This is a genomic window from Glycomyces endophyticus (assembly GCF_039531525.1).
GTDB lineage: Bacteria > Actinomycetota > Actinomycetes > Mycobacteriales > Micromonosporaceae > Glycomyces > Glycomyces endophyticus.
Genome location: NZ_BAAAQF010000005.1, coordinates 1 through 11,091, shown reverse-complemented (window position 1 = coordinate 11,091; position 11,091 = coordinate 1). Strand labels below are relative to the sequence as shown.

General features: G+C 72.0%; 11 protein-coding genes. 4 read left to right on the top strand and 7 right to left on the bottom strand.

From position 1 onward, the window contains the following. Positions 1-38: 38 nt before the first annotated feature. Positions 39-686 (bottom strand): mycothiol-dependent nitroreductase Rv2466c family protein, encoded by a 648-nt coding sequence (locus ABD419_RS06685; RefSeq protein ID WP_344483518.1) that lies wholly within the window; start codon positions 684-686, stop codon positions 39-41. 100 nt (positions 687-786) lie between these two features. Between ABD419_RS06685 and ABD419_RS06680 the strand changes: the two genes are divergently transcribed. Continuing rightward, the gene (locus tag ABD419_RS06680) at positions 787-1,680 is read left to right on the top strand and encodes a helix-turn-helix domain-containing protein (protein ID WP_425555955.1); all 894 of its coding nucleotides are present in this window, start codon (positions 787-789) and stop codon (positions 1,678-1,680) included. An 11-nt stretch (positions 1,681-1,691) separates the two neighbouring features. Here the strand turns inward: ABD419_RS06680 and truB are convergent, their stop codons facing one another. From truB to ABD419_RS06660, 4 genes are all read right to left on the bottom strand, one after another. Continuing rightward, positions 1,692-2,603, bottom strand: coding sequence for a tRNA pseudouridine(55) synthase TruB (truB, locus tag ABD419_RS06675; protein WP_344483512.1), 912 nt, complete (start codon positions 2,601-2,603; stop codon positions 1,692-1,694). A gap of 216 nt (positions 2,604-2,819) precedes the next feature. Then, positions 2,820-4,157 carry an MATE family efflux transporter gene (locus tag ABD419_RS06670; protein ID WP_344483509.1) on the bottom strand — a complete coding sequence of 446 codons (1,338 nt, stop codon included), beginning with the start codon at positions 4,155-4,157 and terminating at the stop codon, positions 2,820-2,822. Next, the gene (gene rbfA / locus ABD419_RS06665; RefSeq protein WP_344483506.1) at positions 4,154-4,606 is read right to left on the bottom strand and encodes a 30S ribosome-binding factor RbfA; all 453 of its coding nucleotides are present in this window, start codon (positions 4,604-4,606) and stop codon (positions 4,154-4,156) included. The genes ABD419_RS06670 and rbfA overlap by 4 nt, the downstream gene beginning before the upstream one ends. Positions 4,607-4,702: 96 nt before the next feature. Beyond that, on the bottom strand, positions 4,703-4,999 hold the full coding sequence (locus tag ABD419_RS06660; RefSeq protein WP_335985764.1) for a DUF503 domain-containing protein: 297 nt from the start codon (positions 4,997-4,999) through the stop codon (positions 4,703-4,705). 150 nt (positions 5,000-5,149) lie between these two features. Between ABD419_RS06660 and ABD419_RS06655 the strand changes: the two genes are divergently transcribed. The 3 genes from ABD419_RS06655 (at position 5,150) to ABD419_RS06645 (ending at position 7,665) form a co-directional block, all read left to right on the top strand. Next, entirely contained in the window at positions 5,150-5,677 is a 528-nt protein-coding gene (locus ABD419_RS06655; protein WP_344483501.1) for a DUF6069 family protein, read from the top strand. Between the two features lie 87 nt (positions 5,678-5,764). After that, entirely contained in the window at positions 5,765-7,027 is a 1,263-nt protein-coding gene (locus ABD419_RS06650) for a sensor histidine kinase (RefSeq protein WP_344483498.1), read from the top strand. Further along, positions 7,018-7,665 carry a response regulator gene (locus ABD419_RS06645; protein WP_344483495.1) on the top strand — a complete coding sequence of 216 codons (648 nt, stop codon included), beginning with the start codon at positions 7,018-7,020 and terminating at the stop codon, positions 7,663-7,665. The genes ABD419_RS06650 and ABD419_RS06645 overlap by 10 nt, the downstream gene beginning before the upstream one ends. 3 nt (positions 7,666-7,668) lie before the next feature. On the opposite strand, the gene ABD419_RS06640 is transcribed toward ABD419_RS06645, so the two are convergent. Together ABD419_RS06640 and infB are read right to left on the bottom strand one after the other, a co-directional pair. Then, positions 7,669-9,102 (bottom strand): DUF7782 domain-containing protein, encoded by a 1,434-nt coding sequence (locus ABD419_RS06640; RefSeq protein WP_344483492.1) that lies wholly within the window; start codon positions 9,100-9,102, stop codon positions 7,669-7,671. Further along, positions 9,103-11,091 (bottom strand): translation initiation factor IF-2 (infB, locus tag ABD419_RS06635; protein WP_344483487.1); only part of this gene is annotated, 1,989 nt, incomplete at its 5' end.

Sequence of the window (11,091 nt, the reverse complement as noted above, 5' to 3'; positions counted from 1 at the left end):
CCCGCAACGCGATCGCGTTGCGGGCCTTCCGGTGCGCCCTAGAGGTCGTCGACGAGGTTGTCGAAGTTCGGGCCGTCGGTGCGCGAGCGCTTGAGCTCGTAGAAGCCCGGCGTCGTGGTCACGGCGTAGACGCCGTCCCACAGCTTCGCGGCGGCCTCGCCGCGCGGAGCCGGGGTCACGACCGGGCCGAAGAGGCCGACCTTGACGCCCTCGTCGTTCTCGACGGCGACGACGGGGGTCCCGACGTCGGTGCCCACCAGGCCGATGCCGCGCTGGTGCGAGGCGCGCAGGGCCTCGTCCCACTCGTCGGTCGCGCCGGCCTTGGCGAGGTCGACCGGGAGGCCGACCGCTTCGAGGGCCGAGGGGAGGTACGTGTCGGCGTCCTTGATGCCGCGCAGGTGGATGCGGTTCCCGAGCGCGGTGTAGAGGCGGCCGAGGGTCGCGTTGTCGTACTGCTCGGCGACGGCGGTCGCCACGCGGACGGCCGGGAGCGTGCGCGGCAGCATCTCGCGGTAGCGCTCGGGCAGCTCGTCGAGCTTGGGCTCGTTGAGGACGAAGAGGCTCATGACGTTCCAGCGCACGTCCAGGTCGCGGTATTGCGCGGCTTCGATGATCCAGCGGGAGGTCATCCACGCCCAGGGGCACGCGGGATCGAACCAGAAGTCGACGGTTTTGGTTTCGGTCATGGCGCCAGCCTACTTCAAATTTGAACTAGTCCCCAGGGGGCCGCGCCCGATGGCCGGGACTCGCCGCGATCGACCGAGAAAACGGATAAAGTACCACTTGATGCTGGTGAATACGCGACAAGATGACATAACAGGCCGCCTGTTCCAGGGCGCCGCGGAGTGCCTCGCCGAGCCGTTCGGCGCACCGGCCCCGTCGTTCGAGATCCTCACGCTCGCAAGGCTGCGCGCGAGCGCCGCCGGGCTCGCCCGGCCGTTCCGGCCCGACCGGCACTGCCTCGTCACGCTCACCTCGGGCGCGCTGCGGCACGCCGTGGACTTCCGCGAGCACGCGCTCGTCCCGGGCCAGTGGCTCTGGGCGCGACCCGGCCAGGTGCAGCAGTGGGGCGACCTGGACCGCGCCGAGGGCGTGGTCGTGCGGTTCGCGAGCGGGTTCCTCGACCCGGACACCGCGATCGGGGTGTGCGCGGACGACCCGCACGCGCCGGTGCTGCGCGCCCCGACCGCCGAGGACCACGCGCTGCTGCGCGCGGCGATGACGCAGCTCCAGTGGGAGCACTCGGCCGACCGCCTCGCGCCGGACACGCGGCGGCAGGTGCTGCGGCACCTCCTCGCGGTCCTCGTGCTGCGGATCGCGAGCCTGCCGACGGTCGCCGCCGGGAGCGAGCACGGCGAGGCGTACCTGTCGTTCCGCGACGCGGTCGAACGCGACTTCGCGAACACCCGGACCCTGAGCGACTACGCCGAGGCCCTCGCCTGCTCCCCCAGGACGCTGTCCCGGGCCACGATCGCCGCGGTCGGCATGCCCGCCAAGGAGTTCATCGACCGCAGGGTGGTGCTGGAGGCCAAGCGGATGCTCGCGTGCTCCTCGACCCCGGCCGCGCGGATCGGCGAGCGCCTCGGGTTCTCCAGCGCCACGAACTTCAACAAGTTCTTCGCCCAGCGCACGGGCATGACGCCGATCGCCTTCAGAAGCGAGGTGCTGGCCCCGCGCTAGCGGCCTGTTCGCTAGTTCGCTGCCGCGAACACCGTCTCGGGCTTGGCGGTGTCCCCTGACTCGATCATGACCGCGAGAAGTCCGCCCGCTTTGTCGAGGACGGCGTATCGGCCTTCGATGCCCACGGCCATAAGGGGCTTGCCGTAGGAGAGGGACTTGGCCTCATCCCAGGTGGCGGTGCGGGTCGGCATGAGGCGGGCCGCGGCTTCGCCCATGGTGAGGGCGCCAAGCGGTTCGCCCGCTTCCGAGCGCTCGGCCAGGGCCTCCAGGGTGGCGGCGGTGTCGAGGCCGAAGCCGCCGATCCTGGTGCGGCGCAGCGCGGTCAGGTGGCCGCCGACCCCGAGGGCGGTGCCGAGGTCGCGGGCGATGGCGCGGATGTAGGTGCCCGAGGAGCATGAGACGTCCACGTCCACATCGGTGAAGGCGCCTTCGCGGCGGATCGCGAGCACTTCGATGGAGGCGATGGTGACGCGGCGGGACTTGAGTTCGACGGCTTCGCCGTCGCGCACCAGCTTGTAGGCGCGCTGCCCGTCGACCTTGACGGCGCTGACAGCGCTCGGGACCTGGTCGATCTCGCCGGTCATGGCCGACAGCCCGGCGCGGATCGCGGCTTCGGGGACCGCGGAGGCGTCGGCGGTCGCGGTCGTGTCGCCCTCGGCGTCGTCGGTCACGGTGGACTCGCCGAGGCGGATCGTCGCGGCATAGGACTTGTCGAGGCCCGACACGTACGTGAGCAGCTTGGTGGCCTTGCCGATCGCGACGATCAGCACGCCCGTGGCCATCGGGTCGAGGGTGCCGCCGTGGCCCACCTTCCGCGTGCCGCAGATGCGGCGCATGCGGGACACGACTCCGTGGGAGGTGATGCCCTGGGGCTTGTCGACGACGATGAGGCCCGGCTGGGGGCCGTTCTGCGCAGCGGTCACGGTCAGCAAGGCTAACCGGCGGCCGGCGCGAGGGCGCTACTGGTGGCGGTCGAGGGACTCCTGGAGGGCGCGCAGCGCCTCCGCCTTCTCCTCATCCCAATTATTGGGACGGACGCGGCGCTTGCGGCGAGGTGACGAATCAGTCTTCATCCTGGAAACCTTAACGGAGGTTCAGGTGCCTCACTACGTCGAATTCACATCGTGAGACGATTTTCGTCAGCCCCGCTCCGCCCCGGTGACGACCCAGTCACCGGATCGCAAGCGCCACAGGATGAGTCCGAGGCGCACGAGCATGAACACGGCGATGCCGCCCCAGATCCCGGTCAGGCCCCAGCCGAAGACGAGCGTCAGCCACGTGAACGGCAGGCCGCTCGCGATCGACACGACGGTCATGTTCCGCATGAACTTCAGGTCGCCCGCGCCGATGAGGACGCCGTCGAGCGCGAACACGACGCCCGCGACCGGCAGCAGGAGCACCAGCCACGGCCAGATGGCCCCGAGCTGGTCGTGGACGGCCGCGTCGGAGGTGAACAGGCCCGGCAGGACCGGCAGGAGCGCGAAGATCCCGACGAGGAACACCAGCCCGTAGCCGACGCCGACGACCGTGATGCGCTTCGCGGAGGCCTTCGCGGTCTCGGTGCGGCCCGCGCCGAGGTCGGCGCCGATGAGCGCCTGGGCGGCGATCGCGACCGCGTCGAGGGCGAGCGCCGCGAAGAACCACAGCTGCATGCCGATCTGGTGCGCGCCGAGCGCGGCGGTGCCGACGCGGGCGGCCACGGCGGCGGCCGAGAACGAGCTCACCTGGAAGGCGATGCCGCGCACGATCAGGTCGCCGTTGGCGACCAGCTGCTTCGACATGAGCGGCCAGTCCACGCGCAGGCCCACCCGCTCGCGACGCAGCGCGAGGAGGAACAGCGTGCCGGAGATCGCCTGCGCGACGGCGTTCGCCCACGCCGAGCCGACCAGGCCGAGCCCGACCGGGTAGACGAGGACCGGCGCCAGGACCGCGGAGAGCAGGAACGACACCGACACGAACCACATGGGCCGCCGGGTGTCCTGAACGGCCCGCATCCAGCCCTGGCCGGCGCCGGCGACGAGCAGGAACGGGGCGCCGAGGATCGCCACGCGCAGCCACTCGGCCGCGGCGGCCTCCACGGCCGGGTCGTCGCCCATCAGGCCCGCGAGCGGGCCCGCGAAGACCTCGATCAGCGCGATCATGAGCAGGCCCGCGGCCAGCGCGAGCCAGGTGCCCTGGACGCCTTCGGCGACCGCGCCGGCCCGGTCGCCCGCGCCGTAGCGGCGCGAGGCGCGGGCGGTGGTGCCGTAGGCGAGGACCGCGCCGACGAGCGGCGCGAGGCCCATGATGACGCCGCCGAGCGCGAGCCCGGCGAGCGGCACGGCGCCGAGGTGGCCGACGACGGCGGTGTCGATGAGGAGGTAGATCGGCTCCGCGGCGAGCACGACGAGCGCCGGGAGCGCCAGGGAGGCGATCTTCCGGTAGGAGGCCGGCTTCGGAGGGGCCGAGGCCGGTTCTGCTGGGGCGGCCGGGCTCACCGCTCGGGCGTTTCGGCGGCCTCGTCCTCGGGGTCGTCCTTCTCGATGTACGGGTTGGCGTCGCCGGCGTAGGCGGCGCCCTCCGCGATCTTGTGGACCTCCGCGTCGGCCGCGGCGGCCTTGGCGAGGAGCTCCTCGATCCGGTTGGCCTGGTCGGGGACGGTGTCGGCGATGAACTGGAGGGACGGCGTGTGGCGCATCCCCAGGGCCCGCCCGACGGTGGTGCGCAGGTGCCCGGTGGCGCGCTCCAGGCCCGCCGCGGAGGCCTTGACCTGGTCCTCGTCGCCGAGGACGGTGTAGAAGACCGTGGCCTCGCGCAGGTCCGAGGTGATGCGCGCATCGGTGATGGTGACCATGCCGACCCGGGGGTCCTTGAGTTTGCGGACCGCCTGGGCGGTCAGCTCCATGACCCGCTTGGACACCTGGGCCTGCTTCGACGCGTCTGCCATCGCTCTCCTGCCTTCTGCTTTCACGCGCACCTCCGGTCGGGTGCGCCTTGGTCGACCGCGCCCCGTCCTCGGGGGCGGTTACTCGCTATGCGCCGCTCACTCGTCCTCGGGGCCGAAGACGCGCCGGCGGGCGCTGAGGAGCTCCACTTCGGGACGGCCCGCGACGTGGTGCTCGCAGGCGTCGAGGAGCTCCGCGACGTGCCGGTGGTCGCCCGCGACGGCGGCGACGCCGATAGTAGTGCGCCCGTGGACCTCCTGGTCGCCGACCTCCGCGACCGCGACCTCGTACTTCCGCAGCGAGGCGACGATCGGGCGCACGTAGGAGCGCTTGGCCTTCAGCGAGCGGGAGTCCTGGGGCAGGAGGAGGTCGAATTCAACACATCCGGTGAACACCGCTCTAGGTTACGCGCCGCCTCCGACATCCCCAATGCCTTTTCGGGGCCGCGGCGCCCGCCGTCCCGGGTGCGCCGGAAATCGCCGGTTTCGCGACCTCCGTCACGGGTACCTGCCAGTATGAGGCCGGAAACGGACCGAGGAGGAGCGATGGCGTCACCCCAGAGCGGTTGGGACCGGAACTACCAGGAGCAGCCCACGCAGGCGTACCCTCCTGCCGCCCCGCAGCCCGACGACCGGCCGGCGGTCAACGCCGGGAAGCTGTGGGCGGGCGGGTTCGGCACGGCCGTGGTCGCGGCCCTCGTCGCGCTCGTGGGCATCCTGCTGGTGCGCGGGGTGCTCGGCGTGCACATCCTGTCGCCGTCGGACGCGGGAGCGTACGGCGACGCGACGACCACCACGTACGCGTTCGGCGCGTTCGCGATCGCGATCCTGGCGACGGGCGCGGTGCACATGCTGCTGCTGCTCATGCCGCGGCCGATGGCGTTCTTCAACTGGATCATGCTGCTGGTGATCGCGGTGGGCGTGCTCATCCCGTTCACGGTGTCGGCGGAGATCGAGTCGCAGATCGCGACCGCGGCGATCAACCTCGTCATCGGGCTGTGCATCATGAGCCTGCTCAACTCCGTCGCGGGCATCGCGACGCGGCCGAGCGCGAACGGCGCCGGGATGCTCTGACCGGGCCGGGAGGGTAGGGCCTGCCCTACCTTGAACAAGCGGGACCGCCGGGTCGTACCGGGCGGCCCGCTTTTCTACTGTTGACCCATGCGTACAAGCCTCCGGCAACTGGGGATCGACACGGGCTACCTGCTGTCGATGTTCTTCATCGCCCTGCCCTCCTTCATCATCGGCGTCGTCGGGACCGTCCTCGGCGTCGGCACGGCCGTCATCTGGATCGGCGTGCCCGTCGCCGCCGCCACGATGTTCGCGATGCGCGGCATGGCCGCGGCCGGCCGCTCGATGCTCCCCGCGGTGCTGGGCCGGGAGCTCCCGCGGCCGCGCTACAAGCGCGCCCCCGAGGACGCCTCCGCGCTGCGGCGCTTCCTGACCGCGCTCACCGACGGCCAGTCGTGGCTGAACGTCCTGTGGGCGGTCGCGGTGCTGCCGGTGTCGATCGCGGGCTTCGCGATCGCTGTGGCGTGGTGGGCGGCGACGATCGCGACGGTCACGTGGCCGCTGTGGGGCTGGATCGTCATCGCCGCCACAGGCGAGTCGGAGCAGGGCCTGGAGATCGCGGCCCGCTGGCTCGGCTGGGGCGACTCGTACCTGGCGATGTCGGCGCTGACGCTCATCGGCGGCGCGGTCATGCTGCTGACGATCGTCCCGGTCATCCGGGGCATGGCGATGGCGCAGGCGCTCATCGGCAAGGGGATGCTCACCTCGATCTCGGGCCTGCACGAGCGGATCGACCAGCTGGAGGAGTCGCGGGCGGCCGCGACCTCCGCGGAGGCGGACGCGCTGCGCCGCATCGAGCGCGACATCCACGACGGGCCGCAGCAGCGGCTGGTGGGCCTGGGCATGGAGCTCGCGCGCGTCAAGCGCCAGCTCGCGACCAACCCCGAAGCGGCGCAGGAGACCCTGGAGGCCGCGATCGCGCAGACGCGGGAGACCATCGACGAGCTGCGGGCGCTCTCGCGGGGCATCGCGCCGCCGATCCTCACCGACCGCGGCCTGGAGGCGGCGCTCGCGGCCCTGACGGCGCGCTCGCTCGTGCCGGTGGAGCTGGAGACGGACCTGAACGGCCGGTACAAGGCGTCGGTGGAGAGCACCGTGTACTTCGTCACCGCCGAGTGCCTCACGAACGTGGCCAAGCACTCCCGCGCGAGCAAAGCGACCGTGTCGGTCGAGGACTGGGGCGATAGGCTGGTGCTCTCGGTCGGCGACAACGGGGTCGGGGGCGCGCACGTCTCGAAGGGGCACGGGCTCTCGGGCCTCACCGACCGGGTCAAGGCCGTCGAGGGCCAGTGGACCATCGACTCCCCCGACGGCGGTCCGACCGTGATCGTCGTGGAGGTTCCGTGCGTGTAGTCGTCGCCGATGACGCCGTGCTCATCCGTTCCGGGCTCGTGAGGCTCCTGGAGGAGTTCGAGTGCGAGGTCGTCGCCGAGGTCGGCGACGGCGACGCCCTCGTCGAGGCCGTCGCCGAGCACAAGCCCGACGTCTCGGTCGTGGACGTCCGCATGCCGCCCTCGTTCACCGACGAGGGCCTGCGGGCCGCCACCCGAGCCCGGGAGCTCGTCCCGGGCGCGCCGATCCTCATCCTGAGCCAGTACGTGGAGGTGTCCTACGCGGACGACCTGCTGGCGGACGCGAGGGGCGCGGTCGGGTACCTGCTCAAGGAGCGGGTCATCGACATCGAGGACTTCATGGACTCCCTGAGGCGGGTCGCCGCCGGCGGCACCGTGTTCGACCCGGAGGTGGTCTCGCAGCTCATGGTCCGACGCCGCAAGAACGACCCCGTCGCGACGCTGACTCCCCGCGAGAAGGAGGTCCTGGGCCTCATGGCCGAGGGCCACTCGAACAAGGCGATCGGCAAGAAGCTCTTCATCTCCGACGGCGCCGTCGAGAAGCACATCAGGAACATCTTCACGAAGCTGGCGCTCAGCAGCGAGGACGGCGACCACCACCGGCGGGTCAAGGCCGTCCTCGCGTACCTGCGCTCCTAGGGGCTACAGGACGAGGAAGCCGCGCTCGACGAGGCGGCGCACGACGGGGTAGAGCTGGGCGTACAGCATCGCCGGCTCCGCCCCGTACGTGTCGGCGAGGAGCTGCACCTGGAGCCGGAGCTCCGTCTCGCCGTCGCACGCGCCGAGGAGCTGCACCACGAGCGGGTCGGCCTCCTCGGCGTACCGCATGCCGTTCCCCTGCTGGAGCCACTGCCGGTCGACGTCCCAGCCTTCGTCGCCGAGCGCGGCGGTCTGCTGGAGCACCGTGCCGTCCGCGACGCGCAGCCGCGTGGTCCACAGCGCCTCGGGTTCGATCGCGCTGTCGCGCAGGGCGAACCGGTCGGCGACGCGGTCGCGCCACGGGGTCTCCACCGCGTGGCGGGCCTCCTCGCAGACGACCGCGGTCGGGCCGTCGGTGCGGCGCGCGGTGACGAAGCCGAAGCCGACGGCCTCGACCTCGTTGGCCGCGAACCAGTCGAGCCAGGCGGCGGCCTGCTCGGCGTCGTGGGACTCGCCGGAGTCGCGCTGCCAGGTGCGCACGTAGTCGAGCGGGTCGAGCGCCTCCCGTTCGACGGCCCACACCCGCAGGCCCTCGTCGGGGAACCAGCCGGCGACGCGCTCGGACCAGTCCTCCCCCTTGCGGTGCAGCCAGTTCGCGAGGAACTGCATGGTGCCGCCGGGGTTGAGCAGGCCGGTGGACGCGGCGGCGAGCTCGGCGGCCACGCCGTCGGCCTCGCGGCCCGCGTCGCGGTAGGTCCAGCCCGAGCCGGGCGTGCCGATCACGAACGGCGGGTTGGCGACCACGAGGTCGAAGCGGCGCCCGGCGACGGGCGCGAGCAGGTCGCCCTGCAGGAGTTCGAGCTCCGCGCCGTTCACGACCGCGTTCAGGGCCGCGAAGGCGACGGCGCGCTCGCTCAGGTCGGTGGCGGTGACCGCCGCGGCGTGGCCGGCCAGGGCGAGGGCCTGGACGCCGCAGCCGGTGCCGAGGTCGAGTGCGCTCGCGACGGGGTCGCGGAGCGTGAGGTCGAGGAGGAGCCGGGAGGCGCCGCCGACGCCGAGCACGTGCTCGCGGGAGCGTCCGCCGGTGGTGTTCGGCAGCTGGTCCGACAGGAGCAGCAGGTCGCCCTCGAACTGGGCGCCCCAGCCGGCGGCGACAGTGCCGGCGCCGGTGAGGAGGCCGCATTCGAGCGCCTCGTCGAGCGTGAAGGGCGCCAGGGCGTCCGCCGCGAGCGCGGCGGGCACCGGCACACCAGCCGTGAACAGGCGGGTGAGCACCCCAAGGGGGTCGTCCCCGCACGCGGCGAGGAGGGCCCGGTAGTCGCCGCGGTCGGCCGCCGCCAGCGGCTCAGGGCCGGAGACGGCCGACAGCGCGGCCCGGCGGAAGCCCCGAAGGGCCTCGCCGAGCCGCGCCGCGGCATCGGTCTGGAGCAGCCGCACTTACGAGCGCGGCTTCTCGCGCATCTCGAAGGCCTCGATGATGTCGCCTTCTTCGATGTTGTTGTAGTTCTTCAAGGTGAAACCGCACTCGAAGCCCTCGCGGACCTCGTTGGCGTCGTCCTTGAACCGGCGCAGCGACGAGATGGTCGTCTCGATGACGACCGCGCCGTCGCGCATGAGGCGGACCTTCGCGTTGCGCTTGATGGAGCCGCTCGTGACCAGCGCACCGGCGATGTTGCCGAGCTTGGAGGAGCGGAACACCTCGCGGATCTCGGCCGAACCGAGCGCCGCCTCTTCGAACTCGGGCTTGAGCATGCCCTTGAGCGCGGTCTCGATCTCCTCGATCGCCTGGTAGATGACGGTGTAGTACCGGACGTCCACGCCTTCGCGCTCGGCCATGTCGCGGACGCGACCCTCGGCACGAACGTTGAACGCGATGATCGTCGCGGACTCGCCGTCGCCCGCCGCGGCGAGGTTGACGTCGGACTCCGTGATCGGACCGACGCCGCGGTGGATGACCTGGAGGTGCACTTCCTCCGGGATCTCCAGCGCGACCAGCGCCTCTTCGAGGGCCTCGACCGAACCGGCGCCGTCGCCCTTGATGATGAGCGAGAGCGTGGTGCGCTCGCCTTCGGCGATCTTGTCCATGAGGTTCTCGAGCGTGGTGCGCGAGACCCGGGACGCCTGCTGGGCCGCGCGGCGGCGCGCCTGGCGCTGCTCGGCGATCTGGCGGACCATGCGGTCGTCGTCGGCGGCGAGGAACACGTCCCCCGCCATCGGGACGGACGCGAGGCCCTGCACCTGCACCGGGAACGACGGGGTCGCCTCGGTGACGCGGTTGCCGTCGGCGTCGTGCATCGCGCGGACGCGGCCGTGGGCCCCGCCGGCGACGATCGAGTCGCCGACCCGCAGCGTGCCCTTCTGGACCAGGACGCTCGCGACGGGGCCGCGGCCCTTGTCGAGGTGCGCCTCGATCGCGATGCCCTGCGCGTTGCCGGACTCCGACGCCTCCAGTTCGAGCGACGCGTCGGCGGTCAGCAGGACCGCCTCGAGCAGCTCGGCGATGCCGATGCGCGGCTTGGCGGCCACGTCGACGAACATGGTCTGCCCGCCGTACTCCTCGGCGACCAGGCCGTACTCCGTCAGCTGCTGGCGGACCTTGCCCGGGTTCGCGTCGGGGAGGTCGGTCTTGTTGACCGCCACCACGACCGGAGCGCCAGCGGCGCTCGCGTGGTTCAGGGCCTCGATCGTCTGCGGCATGACGCCGTCGTCGGCCGCGACCACGAGCACCACGATGTCCGTGACGTTCGCGCCTCGGGCTCGCATGGCGGTGAACGCCTCGTGACCCGGGGTGTCGATGAAGGTGATCGCGCGGTCTTCGCCCTCGTGCTCGACGTGCACCTGGTACGCGCCGATGTGCTGGGTGATGCCGCCCGCCTCGCCGGCGACGACGTTCGACGACCGGATCGCGTCCAGCAGCTTCGTCTTACCGTGGTCGACGTGGCCCATGACCGTGACGACCGGGGGACGCGGGACGAAGTCGTCCTTGTCCTCGGCGTCGAGGTCGATGCCGAACTGCGACAGCAGCTCGCGGTCCTCCTCCTCGGGGGACACGATCTTGATGTCCCAGTCGAGGTGGGCGCCGAGCAGCTCGAAGGTGTCCTCGGACACCGACTGCGTGGCGGTCACCATCTCGCCCAGGCCGAACAGCTCCTGGACGAGCGTGCCCGGCAGGGTGCCGATCTTGTCGGCGAAGTCGGAGAGCGACGCGCCGCGGGCCAGGCGGATGGTCTCGCCGTTGCCGCGCGGAGCGCCCGACTGCATCCTCGGCGCTGCGAGGTTGTCGAACTCCTGGCGCCGCTGACGACGCGACTTGCGGGACTTGCCGCGGGGTCCGCCGCGGCCGAACGCGCCTGCGGCACCGCCGCCGCGCGCCTTGCCGCCGCCGCCCGCGCGGCCGCCGACGCCGCGGTAGGGAGCCGGCGCGCC